At 59.4% G+C, this 21,499-nt stretch carries 23 protein-coding genes and 1 riboswitch; of the genes, 9 read left to right on the top strand and 14 right to left on the bottom strand.

Annotated features, from left to right (window positions below):
• Window positions 1-276 precede the first annotated feature (276 nt).
• The 4 genes from AGR13A_RS09175 to AGR13A_RS09190 all read right to left on the bottom strand — a co-directional run bounded on the left by AGR13A_RS09175 (window position 277) and on the right by AGR13A_RS09190 (window position 3,330).
• Window positions 277-1,242, bottom strand: coding sequence for an aliphatic sulfonate ABC transporter substrate-binding protein (locus tag AGR13A_RS09175; protein ID WP_080834896.1), 966 nt, complete (start codon window positions 1,240-1,242; stop codon window positions 277-279).
• Between the two features lie 289 nt (window positions 1,243-1,531).
• Window positions 1,532-2,020, bottom strand: a complete 489-nt coding sequence (locus AGR13A_RS09180; RefSeq protein ID WP_003507846.1) for an Lrp/AsnC family transcriptional regulator — start codon at window positions 2,018-2,020, stop codon at window positions 1,532-1,534.
• Window positions 2,021-2,090: 70 nt separating this feature from the next.
• Window positions 2,091-2,744 (bottom strand): uracil-DNA glycosylase family protein, encoded by a 654-nt coding sequence (locus AGR13A_RS09185; protein ID WP_308400192.1) that lies wholly within the window; start codon window positions 2,742-2,744, stop codon window positions 2,091-2,093.
• Window positions 2,737-3,330 (bottom strand): thermonuclease family protein, encoded by a 594-nt coding sequence (locus tag AGR13A_RS09190; RefSeq protein WP_080834900.1) that lies wholly within the window; start codon window positions 3,328-3,330, stop codon window positions 2,737-2,739. Before AGR13A_RS09190 ends, AGR13A_RS09185 begins: the two co-directional genes overlap by 8 nt.
• Before the next feature lie 108 nt (window positions 3,331-3,438).
• Here AGR13A_RS09190 and pdhS2 point away from each other — a divergent pair, with 108 nt between their 5' ends.
• Window positions 3,439-4,974, top strand: coding sequence for a two-component system sensor histidine kinase PdhS2 (gene pdhS2 / locus AGR13A_RS09195; RefSeq protein ID WP_080834902.1), 1,536 nt, complete (start codon window positions 3,439-3,441; stop codon window positions 4,972-4,974).
• Between the two features lie 6 nt (window positions 4,975-4,980).
• On the opposite strand, the gene AGR13A_RS09200 is transcribed toward pdhS2, so the two are convergent.
• Together AGR13A_RS09200 and cobT are read right to left on the bottom strand one after the other, a co-directional pair.
• Window positions 4,981-5,385, bottom strand: a complete 405-nt coding sequence (locus tag AGR13A_RS09200) for a diacylglycerol kinase (RefSeq protein ID WP_035224133.1) — start codon at window positions 5,383-5,385, stop codon at window positions 4,981-4,983.
• 8 nt (window positions 5,386-5,393) lie between these two features.
• On the bottom strand, window positions 5,394-6,416 hold the full coding sequence (gene cobT, locus AGR13A_RS09205) for a nicotinate-nucleotide--dimethylbenzimidazole phosphoribosyltransferase (protein ID WP_080834904.1): 1,023 nt from the start codon (window positions 6,414-6,416) through the stop codon (window positions 5,394-5,396).
• Window positions 6,417-6,569: 153 nt separating this feature from the next.
• On the opposite strand from cobT, the gene AGR13A_RS09210 reads away from it, so the two are divergent.
• From AGR13A_RS09210 to AGR13A_RS09220, 3 genes are read left to right on the top strand one after another with little or no spacing between them, the layout of a single operon-like run.
• Window positions 6,570-7,355, top strand: a complete 786-nt coding sequence (locus AGR13A_RS09210) for an adenosylcobinamide-GDP ribazoletransferase (protein ID WP_080836716.1) — start codon at window positions 6,570-6,572, stop codon at window positions 7,353-7,355.
• Window positions 7,356-7,374: 19 nt separating this feature from the next.
• Complete coding sequence (locus tag AGR13A_RS09215) at window positions 7,375-7,569, top strand: DUF1289 domain-containing protein (protein WP_080834906.1); 195 nt, start codon at window positions 7,375-7,377, stop codon at window positions 7,567-7,569.
• Complete coding sequence (locus tag AGR13A_RS09220; RefSeq protein WP_080834909.1) at window positions 7,566-8,273, top strand: TIGR02281 family clan AA aspartic protease; 708 nt, start codon at window positions 7,566-7,568, stop codon at window positions 8,271-8,273. The genes AGR13A_RS09215 and AGR13A_RS09220 overlap by 4 nt, the downstream gene beginning before the upstream one ends.
• Before the next feature lie 221 nt (window positions 8,274-8,494).
• On the opposite strand, the gene AGR13A_RS09225 is transcribed toward AGR13A_RS09220, so the two are convergent.
• On the bottom strand, window positions 8,495-9,097 hold the full coding sequence (locus AGR13A_RS09225) for a hypothetical protein (protein WP_080834911.1): 603 nt from the start codon (window positions 9,095-9,097) through the stop codon (window positions 8,495-8,497).
• A gap of 317 nt (window positions 9,098-9,414) precedes the next feature.
• Window positions 9,415-9,563, top strand: a riboswitch (FMN riboswitch).
• Window positions 9,564-9,682: 119 nt separating this feature from the next.
• On the opposite strand from AGR13A_RS09225, the gene ribB reads away from it, so the two are divergent.
• Entirely contained in the window at window positions 9,683-10,324 is a 642-nt protein-coding gene (gene ribB / locus AGR13A_RS09230) for a 3,4-dihydroxy-2-butanone-4-phosphate synthase (protein WP_080834913.1), read from the top strand.
• 139 nt (window positions 10,325-10,463) lie between these two features.
• Here the strand turns inward: ribB and AGR13A_RS09235 are convergent, their stop codons facing one another.
• The 4 genes from AGR13A_RS09235 to AGR13A_RS24585 all read right to left on the bottom strand — a co-directional run bounded on the left by AGR13A_RS09235 (window position 10,464) and on the right by AGR13A_RS24585 (window position 14,878).
• A complete protein-coding gene (locus AGR13A_RS09235) occupies window positions 10,464-11,225 on the bottom strand; it encodes an ABC transporter permease (RefSeq protein WP_035224119.1) in 762 nt (253 codons plus the stop codon).
• Complete coding sequence (locus AGR13A_RS09240; RefSeq protein WP_080834915.1) at window positions 11,222-12,148, bottom strand: ABC transporter ATP-binding protein; 927 nt, start codon at window positions 12,146-12,148, stop codon at window positions 11,222-11,224. The genes AGR13A_RS09235 and AGR13A_RS09240 overlap by 4 nt, the downstream gene beginning before the upstream one ends.
• Before the next feature lie 104 nt (window positions 12,149-12,252).
• Complete coding sequence (locus AGR13A_RS09245; RefSeq protein WP_080834917.1) at window positions 12,253-13,074, bottom strand: sulfite exporter TauE/SafE family protein; 822 nt, start codon at window positions 13,072-13,074, stop codon at window positions 12,253-12,255.
• A gap of 493 nt (window positions 13,075-13,567) precedes the next feature.
• Window positions 13,568-14,878: an extensin-like domain-containing protein gene (locus AGR13A_RS24585; RefSeq protein WP_139786040.1), complete on the bottom strand. Its 1,311-nt coding sequence runs from the start codon at window positions 14,876-14,878 to the stop codon at window positions 13,568-13,570.
• A gap of 100 nt (window positions 14,879-14,978) precedes the next feature.
• Here AGR13A_RS24585 and AGR13A_RS24915 point away from each other — a divergent pair, with 100 nt between their 5' ends.
• Window positions 14,979-15,137 carry a hypothetical protein gene (locus AGR13A_RS24915; RefSeq protein WP_158001523.1) on the top strand — a complete coding sequence of 53 codons (159 nt, stop codon included), beginning with the start codon at window positions 14,979-14,981 and terminating at the stop codon, window positions 15,135-15,137.
• A gap of 96 nt (window positions 15,138-15,233) precedes the next feature.
• Here AGR13A_RS24915 and AGR13A_RS09260 read toward each other — a convergent pair whose 3' ends face one another.
• The gene (locus AGR13A_RS09260) at window positions 15,234-17,048 is read right to left on the bottom strand and encodes a methyl-accepting chemotaxis protein (protein ID WP_080834919.1); all 1,815 of its coding nucleotides are present in this window, start codon (window positions 17,046-17,048) and stop codon (window positions 15,234-15,236) included.
• A 254-nt stretch (window positions 17,049-17,302) separates the two neighbouring features.
• Between AGR13A_RS09260 and AGR13A_RS09265 the strand changes: the two genes are divergently transcribed.
• Window positions 17,303-17,617 (top strand): DUF1883 domain-containing protein, encoded by a 315-nt coding sequence (locus AGR13A_RS09265; protein WP_080834921.1) that lies wholly within the window; start codon window positions 17,303-17,305, stop codon window positions 17,615-17,617.
• Between the two features lie 136 nt (window positions 17,618-17,753).
• On the opposite strand, the gene AGR13A_RS09270 is transcribed toward AGR13A_RS09265, so the two are convergent.
• Window positions 17,754-19,070, bottom strand: coding sequence for a replication-associated recombination protein A (locus AGR13A_RS09270; RefSeq protein WP_080834924.1), 1,317 nt, complete (start codon window positions 19,068-19,070; stop codon window positions 17,754-17,756).
• On the bottom strand, window positions 19,067-20,470 hold the full coding sequence (locus AGR13A_RS09275) for a DegQ family serine endoprotease (RefSeq protein ID WP_080834926.1): 1,404 nt from the start codon (window positions 20,468-20,470) through the stop codon (window positions 19,067-19,069). Before AGR13A_RS09275 ends, AGR13A_RS09270 begins: the two co-directional genes overlap by 4 nt.
• A gap of 174 nt (window positions 20,471-20,644) precedes the next feature.
• On the opposite strand from AGR13A_RS09275, the gene AGR13A_RS09280 reads away from it, so the two are divergent.
• Together AGR13A_RS09280 and AGR13A_RS09285 are read left to right on the top strand one after the other, a co-directional pair.
• On the top strand, window positions 20,645-20,995 hold the full coding sequence (locus AGR13A_RS09280; protein ID WP_080834928.1) for a lysozyme inhibitor LprI family protein: 351 nt from the start codon (window positions 20,645-20,647) through the stop codon (window positions 20,993-20,995).
• A 48-nt stretch (window positions 20,996-21,043) separates the two neighbouring features.
• Window positions 21,044-21,499, top strand: coding sequence for a MarR family winged helix-turn-helix transcriptional regulator (locus AGR13A_RS09285; RefSeq protein ID WP_080834930.1), 456 nt, complete (start codon window positions 21,044-21,046; stop codon window positions 21,497-21,499).

Raw genomic sequence — 21,499 nt, forward strand, 5'->3', positions numbered from 1 at the left:
ACGTACGTACGTACGTACGTACGTACGTACGTACGTACGTACGTACGTACGTCGTCGTCGTCGTCGTCGTCGTCGTCGCGCGCGGAGAGAGCAGGCAACGCCGGCGATAGACCGAACCCTCGCCCCCTCATCCCGCTGCCGCGACCTTCTCCCCCTCGGGGAGAAGAAATATGCGGCATACGCTCGCCCTCCATGTAACCCACATGGCTCCCACCTGAATCAACCTCTCAGCAACACCCGCCAGCGGGTTGAAGAGACTCACCTTTTCCGGCCCGCTCAGCTCGCCTTCGGTCGCCAGACGATATCCGCCACCTTGAGTTTCTTCGGCACGATCTTCAGATCGTAGAACTCATCCGCAAGCGCCTGCTGATAGGCAATGGCCTCATCCGGAACCAGCGAAACCCGCCCGAGATTGGCCCCGGGACGCGTCAGCGAGACCTTGGTGACATCAAAGGGAACGCCTGTGATGGCCGCCAGCGATTTTGCCGTCTCGTCGATATTGGCCTGCGCCTTCGTACCCACATTCGCCAGTTCCTTGAGGATCAGCGGCACGAGATCGGGATTGCTTTCGACGAAGTCGCCATTGGCCAAAAAGTAGCTCCACGGGTCGACAATACCGTCGGCGGTCGCAAGAACCCGTGTTGTCGGTTCCTTTTCCGCCACGGCGAAATAAGGGTCCCAGATCGACCAGGCATCGATGCTGCCGCTGCGGAAGGCAGCCGCCGCATCCGGCGGGGCAAGATCGACGGGCGTAATGTCATTCAGCGTCAACCCCGCCTTCCGCAATGCTTTCACAATGACATTATGGGCGCTGGAGCCACGCTTGAAGGCGACTTTCTTCCCCTTGAGGTCCTCCAGCGTCTTCAGCGGCGAATCCTTCTGCACAAGGATTGCCGATCCGCCGGCCGCCGCCTTGTAGGTGCCCACATAGCGAAGATTGCCACCGGCTGCCTGCGCAAAGAGCGGCGGCACATCTCCCGTCGGGCCAATATCCAGCGCACCTGCGCCAAGCGCTTCGAGAAGCGGCGGGCCGGAGGAGAATTCCGACCATTTGACCTCGATACCGCGATCCTTCAGCAGCGCTTCCAGCGCGCCCTGGCTTTTCGCGAGCGCGATCACGCCATTTTTCTGCCAGCCGATCCGCAATGTGGTGGTGGCGGCACTCGCCCGCCGGATATGCGGCAGAAAGGCCGCCCCGGTCGCACCTGCAATCAGTCCCAATGTTCCGCGTCGTGTAAGCATATGGATATCCCTCGCTATTCCATCCTTCGACAGTAAAAGCGTAGATATTCGAGAGATTTTATCAAAATCCCGCTTTGCGCGGAGACGGCGCGGAGAGAATTGAATGTGCGAATTTGCCGGTGCAGGCGAAATAAGATTGTCGCACCGCATCGAAGCGCCCTAGGCCATGCCCCCGTTTGGGCGGCGGTCAGATAACGCGCTCAGGCGTCCGGGCAAGCCAAATCGCAGAACGAAAAATGCCCTTCCCGGCCGCCGGAAAGGGCATTGATCAAGCCTGATCAGCCTGGGATCACTCCTCGCCCGACTTCGGATTGTCGAGAAGCATATAGTCGAGCGGCAGCTCGGTCGTATATTTGATCTGCTCCATCGCGAAGGCGGAGGATACGTCGCGAATTTCGATCTTGGCGATCATCCGCTTGTAGAAGGCGTCATAGGCCGCAATATCGGGCACGACGACGCGCAGCAGATAATCGACATCGCCGCTCATGCGGTAGAACTCGACAACTTCGGGAAACTCGGAAACCACCTCCGAAAAACGCTTCAGCCATTCGATGGAATGGGAGGCCGTGCGGATGGAGACAAAAACGGTGACCTTGGTATTGACCTTGACCGGATCGAGCAGCGCCACGCGCCGACGAATGACACCGTCCTCCTCCATCTTCTGGATGCGCCGCCAACAGGGCGTCGTGGAAAGGCCGACCTTTTTCGCCAGATCGGCAACGGCCAGCGTGGAATCCTCTTGCAGAATGCGCAAAATCTTACGGTCTAGGCGATCCAATGCGTCTACCCTCCTGAATTAATTTCCTTTCAATACACTAATTTTTAGAGAAAAACAGAAAATTGTTTCACTAAAGCCGCATTTCCACATGTTGGCGAAGAACCGGCAACAGCTCCTGTGTGAACCACGGGTTCTTTTTCAGCCAGCCGGTATTGCGCCAGCTCGGATGCGGCAGCGCGAAGATGGCCGGGCCTGAATTTGAGTAAAAATAGCTGCGCCAGTCGCGCACCGTCTCGGTCATGGTTTTTCGCCGTCTGTCACCAAGGTGGAAGGCCTGCGCATATTGACCGATGGCAAGGATCAGCTCCACCTGCGGCATTGCCGCCATTACCCGCTCACGCCATTGCGGCGCACATTCTCGCCGTGGCGGCAGATCGCTGCCCCTGTCGTCGTAACCGGGAAAACAGAACCCCATCGGCACGATGGCAAAACGATCCGGGTCGTAGAAAGTCTCCCGGTCCACATCAAGCCATTGGCGAAGCCTGTCGCCGGAAGCATCGTTGAAGGGCAGACCCGTTTCATGCACGCGCAACCCCGGCGCCTGCCCGGCTATCAGGATCCGCGCTTTCCTCGATATCACCACCACCGGCCGGGGTTCGTGCGGCAAGCGATCGGCCGCCCCTTTTAGCGGCGTGTCGCGACAGATGCGGCAGCGGGCGACCCCGTCGCGCAGCCCGTTAAGCCCGTCGTCGCCCATGGGTGCAGACCGACCTGTCTCAGCCATTTTTCCACCCCAGAAGATGACGGATGATGGTCAGAAAGCCGGCAGCGGGCGTCTCGATATCCGCCGCCCGGTGTTCCCGCCGCCATTGCGACGGTTTTTCGAATTCACCCGCCCAGATACCACGCGCCTCGCGGCGTGCGGCCGCCTGCTCGCCGGAGAACTGAAAATAGCCGGAAGCAACCGCGAAGCCCGCCGCCACCATTGCCGCAGACACATCCTTGCCGCCAGCGGAGCAATAAACCAGAAGCCGCCCATAACGATCCTTAGAACTGCCGGAACAGGAAAAATCCGCACCCGCGCTCAGCCCTTGCAGAATACGGCGCGCCTCCTCGCCGCACGGCCAGCTTTCGCCGCCGCGCTCACATGTTTGCGAGAGCTCCGGCGCATCGATGCCAAGCAGCCGGAACCTTTCTCCGCCCTTTGCGAGCGTATCGCCATCGATCACGAAGAAACGGCCGCTATGGGTTTCGCTGTTGATCTGATCGAGCTTGGCGGCAATCAGAATGCCAAGAAAAACCGTGGCAAGAAAAAGCCCGCCGTCGCGGAACGCTGAAAAACCCCGGCGCCTGCCTCCATTTCGTCCCATGTAACAACAAACCCTTGTCAGAAATGGCAAACAAATCCTTTCACGGCAGCATCTTCTTAAGATTTTGCGCGTAGCCTGCAAGGGTTCATGTCACCCCACGTTGTAACAATGAGTAAAAGCGTCAGCACGTCCACGGACAAGATCATCGTCGACCGGTCGAAAAAACACCGCAACAAGGCTGTTTTCGACACGGTAAAGACGACACGCGAACGCCTGCAACAGGGCGCTGGCGGAAGTGACGCCTATGAACGCGAAATGCTGACCATGCACATCGCCGAAGCCCTTCAGGGCGCGATGATCATGCCGCTTTTCATCGTGCTCGCCTCCATCATCGGCTTGTACATCACCCTTGATATAGGTCTGATCCTCTGGTCGCTCATCGCGCTGAGTGTTCATGCCATATCCCTGCTGCTGGCCAAAAAGGCGGCAAAACAGGGGATCACGGCGGAAAATCTCCAGCATTGGCGCAATCTCTTCCTCAGCATGCAAATCCTCATCGGCTGCGCCTGGGCCATGTTCGCGCTCGCCGAACCGGCACGCAACGATCCAACGCTCGTACTCTTCTTCAAGGGCGCGACGCTGTTGATCGCCCTATCGCTGACAGCCATGGCCAATTTCATGCTGCGGCGGGCGACATTCATGACCTTCCTGCCGGTGCTGGCCGCTCTCTGCGTCACATCGGCCATATCGCGCGATCCCTTCGATGTGGGCCTTGCCCTGATGTTCGGCATGGCGATCCTTTTCTGTCACCGCATCACCAGCCGGCTTTACCAGACCAGCGTCAAGCTGCTCTCGTCGCAGACCGAAAAGGACGACCTGATCGCCGAACTCGAAGTCGCCAACTCGGTCTCGGACGAGGCCCGGCGGCGTGCAGAAGAAGCAAATCTGGCAAAATCGCGCTTTCTCGCCTCCATGTCGCACGAGCTCAGGACCCCGCTCAACGCCATTCTCGGCTTCTCCGAAGTCATGGCCTCGGAAGTGCTCGGCCCCCTCAATAACCCGCTTTACAAGGAATATTCCGGCGACATTCATCGCTCCGGCCAGCATCTTCTGGATCTGATCAACGAAATCCTCGACCTGTCACGCATCGAGGCCGGGCGTTACGACCTCAACGAGGAATCCATCTCGATGCTGGAAATCGCCGAGGATTGCATCGGCATGATCCAGCTTCGCGCCCGCGCCAAGAATATCAGAATCTCGCAGCAGTTCGAAAGCAGCCTGCCGCAGGTCTGGGCCGATGAAAAATCGATCCGTCAGGTGATCCTGAACCTTCTGTCCAACGCCGTGAAATTCACACCCCAGGGTGGTGAGATTTTCGTCAAAGCCGGCTGGACGGCGGGTGGCGGGCAATATGTCTCGATCAGGGATAACGGCCCCGGCATTCCCGAGGACGAAATCCCCATCGTCCTGTCGGCCTTCGGCCAGGGATCGATTGCGATCAAGAGCGCCGAACAGGGAACCGGACTTGGCCTGCCCATCGTTCAGGCCATCCTCGCCAAGCATGACGGCCAGTTCATATTGAAGTCGAAATTGCGCGAAGGCACCGAAGGCATCGCGATCCTGCCGGCAAAACGCGTGCTGCAAAGCCTGCCAGCCGTGGAAGAGACCCACGCGGTCCAGCCGCGCCGGCGATCCTTCGCCTGAGACGCCTCAGAAGAACAGCGTCGTCACCAGCGAATAAAGCACGAAAAATCCGTTCGCCGTCAAAAGGCAGAAGACGGCGAAGGAGCCGAGATCCTTGGCATGCCGTCCGACCGAGGAGATTTCCGGTGAGATGCGATCCACCAGCTCCTCAATTGCGGTATTCAGCGCCTCGACCGCAAACAGAAGCAGCATCAGCACCGTGAAGACAAGAAGATGCGCAAAGGGCGCACCGACGACCAGAAGCAGGGCAAGCCCGACGCCGAAGGCGAGAACTTCATGCCGAAAAGCCGCTTCCTGCCACAGCCGCCCCAGCCCCTGCACGGAGTAGCGCGCGGCGGCAAAAAGATGCCGCCAGCCCTTTTCCTTGCGGAAGGCGGGCTCGGATTGCTTTTCCTGCGGCGTCGCGTCCATCTGTGACCTCAATGGCTGATGCGGGTTTCCACACCCGCCGCTTCAAAGGTCGCCATGCCGGAATGGCAGGCGGCGGCAGCCTTGACGATGCCGGCGGCCAGAGCGGCACCCGTGCCTTCGCCAAGCCGCATGCCAAGCGCCAGAAGCGGCGTCTTGCCAAGCTTTTCAACGGCGGCCAGATGGCCGGGCTCGCCGGACACATGGCCGATCAGGCAATGGTCGAGCGCCGAAGAATTGGCCGCCTTCAGGAGCGCGGCGGCGGCCGTCGCCACATAGCCGTCGATCAACACGGGAATACGCTGCACGCGGGCGGCAAGGATGGCCCCTGCAATCGCCGCGATCTCGCGTCCGCCAAGGCGGCGCATGATTTCCAGAGGGTCTGACAGATGATCCCTGTGGAACTCCACGGCAGCTTTCACCGCCGCGATCTTGCGTGCCATGACATCGCCTTCCGAGCCGGTGCCGGGACCGGTCCACTCTTCCGCCGTACCGCCGTAAAGCGCCAGATTGATCGCCGCCGCGATGGTGGTGTTTCCGATGCCCATTTCGCCGACGCAGAGAAGATCGGTACCGCCGGCAATCGCCTCCATGCCAAAAGCCATGGTCGCGGCGCAATCGCGCTCCGAAAGGGCCGGCTCGCAGGTGATATCGCCGGTCGGGTAGTCAAGCGCCAGGTCGAATATCTTGAGACCGAGATCGTTGGAGACGCAGATCTGGTTGATCGCCGCACCCCCTGCCGCGAAATTCTCCACCATCTGCTGCGTGACCGAAGTCGGATAGGGCGTGACCCCGTGACGCGTAACGCCATGATTGCCAGCGAAGATCGCTACCAGCGGACGGGTGACGGCAGGCGAACGACCGGACCATGCGGCAAGCCACATGGCGATTTCTTCCAGACGGCCGAGCGAGCCAGCAGGCTTGGTCAATTGCGCATTGCGCTCCTTGGCCGCCACAAGCGCATGCGTGTCCGGGCCGGGAAGCTCGCGCAGCAGCGCGCGGAAATCATCGAAGGGCAATCCGCTCATGCTCATGATATCAGTCTCTTTCGTAGCCGGGTTGGCTTTCGCATCGGCTCATGCGTCCGGAAACTTGTGTTTTCCGGCAAATCGGTCTTTGTTGCGCCTCTCATAATCGCGGATGCGCCGCGGAACAACCGGAAATGCAAGGACTGCAGCGGAGAGAGCATGAAGGCCGGAGATTTTATAACAGATGTCATGCATTCCCTTGCCTTTCTCAGCCGCCTGCCGGTCCCCTCGCGCTTCTTTAATAGTGCTGACGATATCTCCATGCGCCGCACCGCCCGCGCTTTTCCCGCCGCCGGCCTGTTGATCGCCCTGCCTGCCGCTTTCCTCCTCATCCTTCTCGCTACCTTCGACGCCTCGCCTCAGCTCACGGGCTGGCTCGCCGTCGCCCTTATCGCGCTCATCACCGGCGCGCTGCACGAAGACGGGCTGGCCGACATGGCTGACGGTTTCGGCAGCGGCAAGGAAAAGGCGCGAACGCTTGACATCATGAAGGACAGCCGCATCGGCAGCTATGGCACGATCGCCATGATCCTGTCCTTTGCGCTGCGCGCAACGGCACTCGCATCATTGATCGAGACGCTGCCCGCCAAAACCGCCGCCGGCTGCCTGATTGCCGCGCTGGTGATGAGCCGTGCCCTCATGGTGTGGCACTGGCAGGCGCTGCCCGCTGCAAAATCCTCCGGCATCGCCGCTGCCGCCGGGCAGCCCGGGACAAGCGAGCGCAACATCGCGCTGGCGACCGGCCTCCTGCTGTTCGTGCTCTTCACGCTGCACGCCCTGCCCTTTGTGTCGATCGTGATCGTGGTCGCCGCAGCCTGCCTGGCGGCGGCGCTTTTCGGCAGGCTCTGTGTCAGCAAGATCGATGGCCACACCGGTGATACCATCGGCGCCTGCCAGCAGATCACGGAGATCGTGATTCTCATCGCCCTTGCCCTCGCAGCATGACGGCCTGATATAGATCACCATGGAAACACCCTGCATTCACATCTGCTCCCTTGATGCGACCAACAGCCTCTGTATCGGCTGCGGCCGCACGCTGGAGGAGATCGGCGGCTGGGCGAGCTATAGCGACGAGAAACGCCGGAAGATCATGCAGACGCTTCCGGAAAGACTGGCAAAAGCAGGCAAGGACGCCGCCAAGGAGACGCGCACCGCATGAACAGGCTGACCATCGTTCTCCTCCTGCTGGCCGTCGGTCTCGGCCTGCTTCTCGTCAATCACGACAGCGGCCGCACCTTCGGCATCGACAACGACAAATTCGGACAGATGATCTATTTCCTGCCGATTGCCGGGCTCCTGTCCGTCGGCATTCTGGCGGGAAGACGCGGCAGCTTCGGCACCGTCATGCGGCAGCTTGCCGTATGGCTCGTCATCATCCTCGGCCTCGTCTCGGTCTATCTTTACCGCTACGACCTGCAATCCTTCGGCGACCGGTTGCTGGGCGGGCTGATGCCGGGCCGCGCCGTTGTGGTAACGACATCCGGCGGCGAACAGGAGATCGTCCTGCACAAATCGATGAGCGGCCATTTCGAGGCTAATGTTAGCGTCGACGGCAAGACCATCCACATGCTCGTCGATACCGGCGCAAGCTCCGTGGTGCTTGCAAATGCGGATGCGGCCGAAATCGGCATCGATACGGCGAGCCTGCGTTACACCGTGCCGGTCATGACGGCGAACGGCCGCACGGCGGCGGCTCCCGTCACCCTGTCGGAAATCGGCATCGGCCCCATCATGCGGCGCAACATCCCGGCCCTTGTGGCGCAGGATGGGCAATTGGGCCAAAGCCTGCTCGGCATGAGCTTCCTGTCGACGCTTGGATCACTGCAAATGCAGACCGATGAGCTGAGATTGAGGGATCGGTAAAACCCACGGCGCAAGAGGCCTTGCCGCGCGATCACAAGGCTTCAATTGTACAGTGACATATGTGTCAGAGAAACGTCTGCCACTCGGCAAGCATTTGACAGACCAATGGCAGCATGAGATAAGAACGTCAGGTCTAACGCAGGAGCTGTTGACATGATTGGCCCCGATCCCATCCTACTCTGATCTGAGCACCGAACACTTTTCAAAAGCGAAGCGTCAAATCATGGTTTTGGCGCTTTTTGTTTTTTCGACACTCCCAGCGAACGAACCTTCCGCTTGAGTTGGTATCTTTTGTATTTCCGTTCCATAGTTCGCAGAAGCGTCTCTCCAGTTTTCTTTGCTTCTTCCGCGTGCTCATAAAGGCTTCGAATGGCAGCCTCGCGACCTTCCAGTGAGATATTCGTGAAGCTCTTCAAATATATGCCATCGATCTTTGCGCGGATTTTGTCGAGGACGCCGTAAAAATATACGACATCGCCGACATATTCACGCCCAGTGGCGGATATGGAATCTATGTTCTTCATATAGATGTGAGTGTGGCGAGCATCCGTTATATGCGGAACAAAATCGTTGTTTTGTTTGACCCGTTCCCTGAAGGTTACATAAGAAATAGGGGCATCGAGAAAGATCGCCATGTCTGCAGTATTGAAATCGATTTCAGCATATAGTGATCGAATGAATTTCTCCTTTTCCTTGGCCCTCTTCCAGAATCCCGCCCCCATCGCCACTAGCTGAGTGAGCATCCAAATCGTGAACGCTGCTAATGCAGCCATGAGTGCGGCAAACAATTGCGGCGTGTCGAATATTTTCGATAATTCTGGCATCGATCAATTCTCTTCACAAATACGAAAATATAAAAAACAAACCAAATAAATAATATTTAGTCGAAACAATGTAAAAAATAGAGAAGTTAGGAGATAAATCGAAAAATAGGCTGACAATATCCATCTATATTATGATGCGAATAATATTTAAACAAAATTTTCGATTTCGAATCCCTAGAACAGAGTTTACGTCTGCCGCTACCGCAGCGCAAAATTTAAATGCCGAATTGACCGTCGCGGGAGATATTCTTTCTACGTTTCCCGGATTTGGCAGTTCATTGCCCCTTGATTCCCTCTCGATTGATAATTTATGTTGGCAATGTTCTCAGGGCGGGGCGCAATTCCCCACCGGCGGTATCGGGATTTTCCCGGAGCCCGCGAGCGCTTCCGGTCTCCAAGCCGGAAGGTCAGCAGATCCGGTGAGAGGCCGGAGCCGACGGTATAGTCCGGATGGAAGAGGACAAGGCATAGGACACCCGCGCGCTGCGGGCTTCGCATTGCATTGTTCGCCCAAGGGATATTTGGCGCTTCTCGAAGCGCGAAAATGCCGCAAAACGGCATAACCCTTGAAAGGCCAGAAAGAAAATGACCATTGCTAGAATTGAAGACGCCATCGAGGCCATATCCCGTGGCGAGATGGTGATTGTCGTCGACGACGAGGATCGCGAAAACGAAGGCGATATCATCGCCGCTTCCGACAGCATCACACCCCAGCAGATCGCTTTCATGATGAACCATGCGCGCGGATTGATCTGCGTCGCCATGCCGGGCGAGCGTCTTGACGCGCTCGACATTCCGCTGATGGTGTCGCGCAACACCGAATCCCTCAAGACCGCCTTCACCGTTTCGGTGGACTATATTCCCGGCACGACCACCGGCATTTCGGCGGCGGACCGGGCAACGACGGTGCGTGCGCTGGTGTCGGAGGGTTCGCGCCCGGAAGACTTCGCCCGTCCCGGCCACATCTTCCCGCTGCGCGCCAATCCGCAAGGTGTTCTCGGCCGCACCGGCCACACGGAAGCCGCCGTGGACCTCTGCCGCCTCGCCGGGAAATTTCCGTCCGGCACCATCTGCGAAGTTGCCAATGACGACGGCACCATGGCCCGCCTGCCCCAGCTCGAAGTCTTCGCCGAACGCCACGGCCTGCTCGTCGTCACGATCAAGGACCTTGTTTCTTATCTCAAGGGCGAGATTGTCGAGGAAGTGGCGCAGAAGCAGGTTGCGTGAGCTGTTGCTTGCGTTGCGAATACGAAAAACGCCCGGCACAGACCGGGCGTATGCCTAAAACTGGACGTCATCCTCGGGTCAAGCCCGAGGATGACGTTGCGTGTGAGGAGCACTCACCGATTCGTGGCGCGCTGAAACCTCAGTTCCGCAGCCGGTAACCGGTCTTGAACATCCAGCTGACGACGCCGAGGCAGATTGCGAGGAACAGCGTGATCATCGCAAGGCTGATGACGGGATTGACGTCGGCGATCTCGTAGAAGCTCCAGCGGAAACCGCTGATGAGATACAGCACCGGATTGAAATGACTGACCGTCTGCCAGAAGGGCGGCAGCATGTCGATGGAATAAAAGCTGCCACCGAGGAAGGTCAAAGGCGGCACCACCAGCATGGGGATGAGGTTCAGCTGTTCGAAATTCGTCGCCCAGATGCCGATGATGAAACCGAACAGGCTGAAACTTACCGCTGTCAGCACAAAGAACAGGATCATCATGAACGGATGGGCAATGGTGATATCCACGAAGAAGGATGCCGTTATCAGGATGATCGTGCCGATCATCAGGCCCTTGGTCGCCGCCGCCCCGACATAACCGGCGACAATTTCCGTCATCGACACGGGCGCCGAGAGAATTTCGTAGACCGTGCCGGTGAATTTCGGAAAATAGATGCCGAAGGAGCCGTTGGCGATACATTGCGTCAAAAGCGTCAGCATGATGAGGCCGGGCGTTATGAACGCGCCGTAGGAAACCCCTCCAACCTCCTGAATCCGCGACCCGATCGCGGTTCCAAACACGATGAAATAAAGCGACGTGGAAATGACCGGCGATACCACGCTCTGCAACAGGGTGCGGCGGGTGCGCGCCATTTCGAACAGATAGATGGCCTTGATGGCTTCGAAATTCATTTCTGGCCTCCCACCAGCGAAACGAAGATATCCTCAAGCGAACTCTGCCGCGTTGAAATATCCTTGAAATGGATGTTGGCGGCGGAAAGAGCGCCGAGAAGATCGGCGATACGTCCCTGCTCGCCATTATCCTCGATTTCATAGGTGACTGTGCAACGGTCGTCCGAAAGCGTCAGGCCGAAAGGCGCAAGACTATCGGGCAGTTTCTCCACGGGTTGGGCAAGTTCGAGGAAAAGCTGCTTGCGGCCGAGCTTCTTCATCAGCGCCGTCTTTTCTTCCACCAGCAGCAATTCGCCACCATTGATCACGCCCACACGGTCGGCGATCTCTTCCGCCTCCTCGATATAATGCGTGGTCAGAATGATGGTGACGCCCTTGGCGCGCAGATCGGAAACGACATTCCACATGTCGCGGCGCAAGGCCACATCGACGCCGGCTGTGGGTTCGTCCAGGAACAGAACCTTGGGCTCATGCGCCAGCGCCTTGGCGATCAGCACACGCCGCTTCATGCCACCGGAAAGCTCCCGCAGCATATTGTCCTTCTTGCTCCAGAGCGACAGGGACTTCAGAACGCTCTCGATCAGCTCAGGGTTCTTCTTCTGCCCATGCAGGCCGCGCGAGAAGCTGACGGTGTTCCACACCGTCTCGAACTGGTCGGTCGTCAACTCCTGCGGCACAAGGCCGATCAGGGCGCGGGTCTGGCGAAAATCCTTCACCACGTCATGCCCGCCGACAAACACCGAACCCTCGCCCGGATTGACGAGACCGCAGACGATGGAGATCAGCGTGGTCTTGCCGGCACCGTTCGGCCCGAGAAGGGCAAGGATTTCACCCTCTCTAATATCGAGGCTGACACCTTTCAGCGCCTGAAAGCCATTTGCGTAGGATTTGGTCAGATTCCGTATCGAAACAATGGCATTCATCGCGAATCTTTCGAAAAACCGAGTAAGATGCACGCCATATAGGCCGTGAAACGTGCAAATGCCAGCCCGAGAGCCTGAACACTGCGTTCCACGGAGAAGGAAAATCAGCCGTAGACACTATAGAAAAACTGCGCTGCAACGAAGACCAGAAACACGCCGAAGGCCCGTTCCAGCTGCTTCTTGCTGAGCGCATGCGCCAGCCGCGCGCCGTAGGGCGCGACCACAAGCGTGATGGGGATCAAGAGCACCACGGCGACCCAGTTGATGAAGCCGGTGGAAAATGGCGGCAGGCCCGCATCGCCCCAGCCGGCCCAGATGTAACCCAACAGACCCGGCAGCGAAATCAGCACACCGACACCGGAAGACGTGGCAACCGCCTGATGGATGGTGCGTCCGTAGAGCGTCATGAAGGTATTGTTCATCACCCCGCCGCCAACGCCCATCAGGCCGGAAAAAAGCCCGATGCCCGTGCCCACCAGAAAACGGCCCGGATTATTCGGCAGGTCTGAACCAAGATGCCAGCTCGCCCGGTTGAAGATCATCCGGAAGGCGAGCGCGAGCGCGATGAAGGCGAAGATCAGCCGGAGCGCGACGCTGGAGGCATGGGCGGCCACGACAGATGCGAGGATGGTGCCGAGCGGCACGGCGACGATCCAGCCCTTCAGCAGATCGATATCGACGGCGCCTTTCTGGCGATGTGTCAGAAACGAACGGATCGATGTCGGCACGATGATGGCAAGCGACGTGCCGAGCGACAGATGCATGCGCACCGCCTCCGGCACATCCAGCAGGCCGAAGACCTGGTAGAAGACGGGCACCAGCACCGCACCGCCGCCGATGCCGAACAGCCCCGCCAGAAGACCGGCGATCACGCCAGCCGCCGCAAGCGCCGCGGCAAAGACCATTATCTCTGAAACAGGGGGCATGAAGGCGGGCTCCCGGGGTCCGTTGTCACAAACATGTGACCCTCATAGCGTATCAGAGACGGGCGGCAAGCCATGTTGGCCGCAGGTCAGTACGGCGCGATGTCTTTTGCCGCCTATCCCGCGCCGGATGGACCGCTTCTTGGGACCATGTCCCATTGCATGCCCTTGCAAAGACGCCGATATCCCCCCGATAAGGCAGTCTTCTTCACCGGCCTTCGGGCCGGTCTTTTTTTGCGCCACCATGCTCAGGACAAGTCCACTCTTTACTGTCTGGTTTAAATTCCGGACAACCCGCATCCCCTTTGAAATCGGTGACGGAGGGGAAGGGTTACCATTCTCTCGGCGTCATCCTCGGCCCTGCGCCGAGGATCTAATCACGTCGAATAAAATCAATCGGTAGCAGATGCTCGGGACAAGCCCGAGCATGACGCAGGAGAGATTTCAAACTTTGTCGCGAACCTCGACAACTTTCAAATCTGCCCGGCAGTTCGATTTAATCGCAATGCCTGTAACCTGACTTGCGGGTGCGCAGGTCGAAGTGAAAGTGGTTCCAGTGATTGGGATCGCTGCCCGGCCCGAGAACGGTCGAGAAATATTTGCAGCTATCGGACCGCACCGCCTTCAGCAGCGCTTTCTCGCGGAAAGCGAAGAAGCTCTTGCTGCGAACATCGATCTCCTTGCCATTCTTCAGCGTGATGGTGCCGATGTCGATGGCGTTGCCGCGCGCATGTTCGGACCAGGGATTGCTGGAGCGCGAATTCATCTTGCGGCAGGAATAACCGCCCATCGGCGTGATGCGGCCGACGCCCGAGAGATAACGGAAGCGCGAGGATGGCACGAGTTCGAACTTCACCCATTTGGCGAAGGCAAGCGTGACCTGGCAATTGAGCTTCACCGCCGGGCGGATCGCGACGCCGCTTGCCAGACCACTGAGTTCAATCGGATAGTCGATACCGCAGGTCGGACCATCGGCAATGCGGGCGACGTCGCGGAAAGCGACGCCGAGGCGGCGTAGTTCGGAGCGGCAGGCGACTTCAGAGGACGGCATGACGCCGGGTGGCATGGAGCGGTCGCTTTGCGGCCCACCCCGCGCCACGGGGTCGTTTGGCATCAACATGGCCACCTCCTCCACCGGCTGGCGGCGGGAAGACGCGCCAACGGGCGGCGGCGGTATCAGCCGCGATTGCCCGGCGCTCTGCTGCCGGCGCGGCGGAGCGACGGCGACCGGGTTGTCGGTGCCGATACCATCCACCACCGGCTGCTCCGAAACGCCCTCGGCAATATCGGCATCCTGCTCTTCCGCGAGCCCGCGCACCGGCTCCACGCCCAGCATGGAATCCATGTTCACCCCACCCTCGCCTTCGGCGATCTGGCTGGAGGCGACCTGCTGGTTGGGCATGGCCTGGCCTTGCATGGTCTGATTTTGCATGGTCTGGCTTTGCATGGTCTGGGTCGGCACGCTGTGGCCGCTTGCCGCCATGCGCGCCTGATGCTGGGTATCAAGCGTTGAGTAACCCTGCCCGCCCTGCGGCGATTGCAGCAGGGGGTCCTGCGAAGCGTAAGGCTCCGGCATCGGCTGCGACACGGCCGCTGGATAATCGGTGGACTGCCCGACCCGCTCGGCCTGATAGACCGCGCCTGATGGTGCGCTGTAGCCCTGCTGCCGCGATGACCGGATGGCGCTGACACGCGTGGTGCCATCAACCTCGGCCGGCGGCACGAGACCCTCCGCCGAACACGACACCATAACCGTGGAAATCATCAGCAACGTCACAAGACGACGCGGAAGGGAAACATACGCCATACGAGAACCTGTACCTTCAGCGGCCGCTACTCGCGGCAATACAGGATAAATTTTAAAGAAATGAGGTAAACGAAACCTTATTGGTTGCGGGAAATAACGAATGGTCGACTATGGCATTCAAAAAAGAAAGGGCGCAGTCAGGCTGCGCCCTATCGGCCTCGGCATTCATCTGCACGGCCTAGCTTATTTAAGCGACGCTCTCATCCTCCGTCATGCCGGCCTTGAGCCGGCATCCAGCCAGCCCAAGTCCTTGGGCTGAAAAGAGTCGTTTCGCCACGCAGACGCGTGGGCTGGATTCCGGCTCAAGGCCGGAATGACGGTAGGAAATGCCCCGATCAGCCCCGTATGACGAAAATCACGCCGCCAGCGAGACCGCGCGCCCTGCCCCGTTTCCGAGTTCGAAGCGTGACAACAGTGAGCGCAACTGGTGGCTCTCCTCGGCAAGCGTCTGGCTGGCTGCCGTCGTCTCTTCCACCATGGCGGCATTCTGCTGCGTCATCTGATCCATGTGGTTGACGGAGGTATTGATCTCCTGCAGGCCCGTCGCCTGTTCCCGCGCCGCCGTGGCGATGGAGTTGACGTGGCCTTCGACGCGGTTGACCAGTTCCACGATCTCGTCCAGCGCATCGCCCGTGGAGCGCACGAGCGCGACACCGCCGCCCACCTCTTCCGCAGAGCGGTTGATAAGGGTCTTGATCTCCTTGGCGGCATTGGCGGAACGTTGCGCAAGTTCGCGCACCTCCTGCGCCACCACGGCGAAACCACGCCCCGCTTCGCCAGCTCGAGCGGCCTCCACGCCGGCATTCAGCGCCAGAAGGTTGGTCTGGAAAGCGATTTCGTCGATGACGGAAATGATCTGCCCGATACGTTTGGACGAGTCCTCGATACGGCCCATGGCATCGACGGCGTTGCGCACGATCTCACCGGAGCGTCCGGCGCTGCTTTTCGTGTCCTGCACCATCTGCCGCGCCTCATTGGCGCGCTCCGAGGCGGTGCGCACCGTGGCCGTGATCTCGTCGAGAGCCGCTGCCGTCTCCTCCAGCGCCGCCGCCTGCTGTTCTGTCCGGCGCGAGAGATTGCCGGTTGCCCCGCTGATATCGGCAGCGCTGTCATTCACGACATCGCCGGTTCTGGCAATCGCCTCGATGGCGCCATGTAGCGCGCCGACGGCCCGGTTGAAGTCCGTGCGCAGCTTTTCATATTCGGCGCCGATATCGGCAAGCTCGACGGTCAGATCACCATTGGCGAGCGCTTCCAGCGAGTTGCCGAGCGCATTCATGGCATGGGCCTGGCGCTCTGATGCGGAACGCAGGACCATCTCATTGCCGTGCCGAGCCTCTTCCAGCGCCCGCTGCTGATCCGCCTCGCGGGCCTGCAGGGCGCTGCGTTCATTGACGCTGTCTCGCAGCACCAGCAGTGTTTTCGCAATCGCGCCGATTTCGTTGCGACGGTCTGCGAACTGGATTTCAGCCGCACCGTCCCCGTCAGCGATACGCTTCATGCTCTGGCGGATGAGATCGATCGGCCGCGTCACGCTGCGCACGACGGCGGCGGCCACGCCAATCACCAGCAGGCCCGACAAAACACACAGCCCGATGTTGAAATAGGCATCGTTCCAGAAAACCGCCTCGAGATCATCGACATAAACCCCGGTGCCGACGATCCATCCCCAGGGCGCGAAACCGGCGACATGGGAGAACTTCTCGACGGGATCCGGCGCGCCGGGCTTCGGCCAGTAATAATCAACAAAACCCTGACCGCCCGCCTTCACCGTATTCACGAATTCGACGAACAGCGCCTTGCCGTTCGGATCCTTGTTGGCGGTGAGATCGGTGCCATTCATCTCGGGCTTGATCGGATGCATCACCATTTTGGGATGCATGTCGTTGATCCAGAAGTAGCCGCTGCCATTGCCATAACGCATCGCCGCGATCGTGGTCTTGGCCTGCTGCTGCGCTGCCTCCCGGGTCAGGGCGCCGCTCTGTTCCAGACGATAATATTGTTCGAGAATAGCAACGGCCGTTTCGTTCATGGAGGCGAGACCGGCTTTGCGCTCGCGCTCCATTTCACGGAAGGTTTCGAAGAGGCTGAACGTCAGCGCCGCGATCAATATTGCCAGAAACAATGCAACGAGCGCATAAAGGCGCATAGATATCGTAACGTTTTTCATATTCCCCCCAACGCCGCTGACGGCACTTCGACCAGCCGATGTTAAGGTTGAAAAATTTATTATCATTAAATACGCATATTATACGTTAGTATTATTCCATAACCGCTTCCTGAGCCCCACCGAATACTCTTCGCAGGCTGCCAAGATCGGCACGGCAACCCGAAATCCGACAACAGCCCTGCGACTTTAAAGGGCTCGTTAACCCTGGCGGCCTATCCTTGTCTGCCAAAATATACGGTATTGGGAGGCGCGCGATGGCACGGCCGAATTTCCGCTTTACGCATTACGACCTGAAGGAATTGCGGGCTGGGACGACCATTGAAATATCCCTGTCGGCCGTCAACAATGTGCGGCTGATGACGGGCGCGAATTTCCAGCGTTTTACCGAATTGCTCGACTTCAAATATCTCGGTGGCGTCGCGAAAAAATCACCGATCCGCATCAGCATTCCCGAGACAATGCACTGGCATCTGGTAATCGATGCGGAAGGGCATAGCGGCCTGGCGGAATCCTCGGTCAAGATGCTGCCAGCGCCGGCGCAGGCCGTGCAACACCGCAAAGCTTCATGATTTCCATTTAAAAACAAATGGATGGCGCAGCTTTGCGACTCACTTTGCCAAGCACCTGATTCTCTTTATGAAGAACGGCGCATCAAGCAGTTCTGGAAAATGCGTGGCGGCCTCCGTCCGAAACTGCACAAAAGCACTAACGCGATCCGCGCTCGCGGCGCAGCTTCGCCCACCAGTCGAGGCGCTTGCGGATTTCCCGCTCGAAACCCCTGTCCGGCGGATCGTAAAACGTCGTTCGACCCATTTTCTCCGGGAAATAGTCCTGACCTGAAAAAGCATCCGGTTCGTCATGGTCGTAACGGTAACCGTCGCCGTAGCCCTCACCCTTCATCAGCTTGGTCGGCGCGTTCAATATATGCTTCGGCGGCACCAGCGAACCGTTTTCCTTTGCCGCCCGCATCGCCGATTTGAAGGCGGTGTAAACGGCATTCGATTTCGGCGCGGTGGCCAGATACACGCAGGCCTGCGCCAGCGCCAGCTCGCCTTCCGGTGAGCCGAGATAGTCATAAGCGTCCTTGGCGGCATTGCAGACGGCAAGCGCCTGCGGATCGGCAAGGCCGATATCCTCAACCGCCATACGCACCAGCCGCCGCCCCAGATAAAGCGGGTCTTCGCCGGCATCGAACATGCGGGCGAGGTAATAAAGTGCCGCATCGGGGTCCGAACCACGCACCGATTTATGCAGCGCTGAAATGAGATTGTAGTGGCCGTCCTGGCTCTTGTCGTAAACCGGGGCGCGGCGCTGCACGATGCGCGTCAGCCCTTCGGTATCGAAAGTCTCATCCTTGCGCGCGGCACGCCAAACCTCTTCGGCAAGCGTCAGCACGGCGCGGCCGTCGCCATCGGCCATGCGGATCAGGCTCGCACGTGCCTCCTCCGTTAGCGGCAGGGGCTTGCCCTCCGCCTCCTCGGCGCGCTTCAGAAGTTCGCTGAGGCTGTCCTCGTCATGCGAGCTGAAGGTCAGGACACGCGCACGCGACAAAAGAGCGGCATTGAGTTCAAAGGACGGGTTCTCGGTGGTGGCGCCCACCAGAATGATGGTGCCATCCTCCATGACCGGCAGAAAGCTGTCCTGCTGGGCGCGATTGAAGCGATGAATCTCGTCGACGAAAAGCAGTGTCTGCCGCCCATTCATCCGCCGCGTGCGCGCCGCTTCGAAAACCTTCTTGAGATCGGCGACACCGGAAAAAATCGCCGATATCTGCTCGAAAGCCAGACCAGCCTCGCCGGAAAGCAGGCGGGCAACCGTCGTCTTGCCGGTTCCGGGCGGCCCCCAGAAGATCATCGACCCCAGCGAACCGCTATCGATCATGCGGCGCAGAACGCCCTCCTCGCCCGTCAGATGCGGCTGCCCGCTCACCTCCCCCAGCGTTTTCGGACGCAGACGATCGGCAAGAGGCCGCCGGTTGGCGACCTCGACAGGCACTTGCGGGGCGAAGAGGTCGTCACTCATCGCAGGAACTGCCGGATGCGCTGCCCGTCGCGCAGGATTTCCACCCGCCAGAAGCCGGGATTGTCGTCCAGCGCCTTCTCGACCGCCGCCGTGGAGGCGATATCCGCGCCGTTCAGCGACAGGATGACGTCCTTCGGCTGGAAGCCGACACGATAGGCCGGCGAGCCGCGCTTCACATCGGTGATGACAACGCCGGTCACCTGTGAAGGCATGCGCAATTCATCGGCAAGCTTTGGCGAAAGATTGGCGACCGTCGCGCCGGCGAAGGGATTTCGGCCTTCGATCAGCCGCTCGTCACGCGGGGCGGTTTCCGGCGCGGTATCGAGCGCGATGGTCACCTTCTTTTCTTTGCCCTTGTCCATCACAGTCAATTCGGCGGATTTGCCGATGCCGGCGGTCGTCAGGCGATAGCCCAGCGCATCCGGATGTTCCACCTCAAAGCCGTTGACGGCGGTGACGACCTGACCCGGTTCGATGCCAGCCTTCTCTGCCGGGCCGTCCTTGACGACGCTGACGACGAGCGCCCCGCGGGCGCGATGCAGGCCGAGCGCTTCGGCGACATCGGAGGTTACAGGATCGAAGGTTGCGCCAATGTAAGGTCGCTGGAAACTCGCATCCCCGCGCTCGGCGGCAGCCACGAAAACTCGGACCAGATTGGCGGGGATGGCAAAACCGATGCCGTTCGAACCACCGCCCTTGGAAAAGATGGCGGTATTGATGCCGATCAACTCACCCGCCATGTTCGTCAGCGCACCGCCGGAATTGCCCGGGTTGATGGAGGCGTCCGTCTGGATGAAGAAGCCGAAATCGCCCTGCGTTACCTGATTGCGCGCCAGACCCGAAACGATGCCGCTCGTCACCGTCTGACCGACACCGAAGGGGTTGCCGATGGCAAGAACGAGATCGCCGACCTCGATGGCGTCAGAATTGCCGAGCGACAGCACCGGAAACTGCTCCTTGGCATCGATCTGCAGAACGGCGAGATCGACCCGGTCATCCTTCAGCAGAACCTTGGAGGAAAATTCGCGCCCATCCGCCAGCGCCACCTTGATGTCATCAGCACCGTCGATGACGTGATTGTTGGTCACCACGAGGCCGCCGGCGGTGACGATCACGCCCGATCCGAGCGATGACTGTTTTTCCGTGCGGTTCGGCATCTGCTGACCGAAGAACTGCTCGAAGAAAGGATCGCCGGCAAAGGGCGACAGACGCCGCTGCACGACACGCTCCGCATAGACGTTCACCACGGCGCCCGCGGTACGCTTGACCAGCGGCGCGAAGGAAAGCTGCATTTCCGTCTGGCTCGACGGTACGGCCTTGTCCTGCGCCCGCACGCCGACCGGCAGGAGAATGAGCGCGGCGAGAAGGCCGGTGGACAGATACTTCAACACGCTTCGCATGTGATTCCTCATCGTCATCAGTATGATGGAGTTATAACGCCAAAGCCTGTAAAGCAAAGAGCGGCAAGATGATGACCAGTCTTTTCCAGGCATGGATCGGCTGACCCCATTGGAACCAACAGCACCCCTTTTCGGTTTCACCGGCACCAGACTGTCCTCAAAAAGAGACGATCCATGCATCTGAAACCGACCCTCCTTGCCTGCGGCATCCTCTTCGCCCCCTCCTTCATTTCGCTGGCCAGCGCGGCGAGCTTCGATTGCACCAAGCCTGATCTCGCGGCAGACGAAAAGGCAATCTGCGACAACCGTGCCCTCAACGACCAGGATGTGAAGATGGCCACCACCTTCGACATCCTCACCCAGCTGATGGCCATGGGCGCCCGTGACACGCTGCGCGACGAGCAGAGCAAGTGGCTGAAGAAACGCCAGGAATGCGCAGCGGACATTGCCTGCCTCACCGGCGCCTATGAGGAACGCATGAAACGTCTGAGCGAAGCCTTCCAGAGCATCAATCGGCCGCTGTAACGCAAATCCGATATTGACAACATATTGTCAAAATGGCAATATGTTGTCATGAAAACGGACAACGCGCACATTCTTTCCGCCCTGGCGGTGGCCATCTTTCGAACCAATGGCGCGTTGATCGCCGCGGGCGACGCCCTGTCTGCACCCTTCGGCCTGTCCAGTGCACGCTGGCAGGTTCTGGGAGCTGTGGTGCTTGCCGGCCAGCCTTTGACCGTGGCGCAGATCGCACGGAACATGGGCCAGACCCGGCAGGGTGTGCAACGCCTCATCGATGAGATGGAGCGACAGGACATTGTCTGCTTCGAAAACAATCCGCACCACAAGCGGGCCAAGCTCATTCGCCTTACCGAAAAGGGCGAGAATGCCTATGCCGCCACCATGCAGCAATGGAATGAACTCGCCGGCCGTTTAGCGACGGATATGCAGGCGGAGCAACTGAGTAACGCCATAGACTGCCTGAACCGGCTTTTCGCCGGGCTGGACGCCGATCCGCCGCAAGGCTGA

The organism is Agrobacterium genomosp. 13 str. CFBP 6927 (assembly GCA_900012615.1).
Lineage (GTDB): Bacteria > Pseudomonadota > Alphaproteobacteria > Rhizobiales > Rhizobiaceae > Agrobacterium.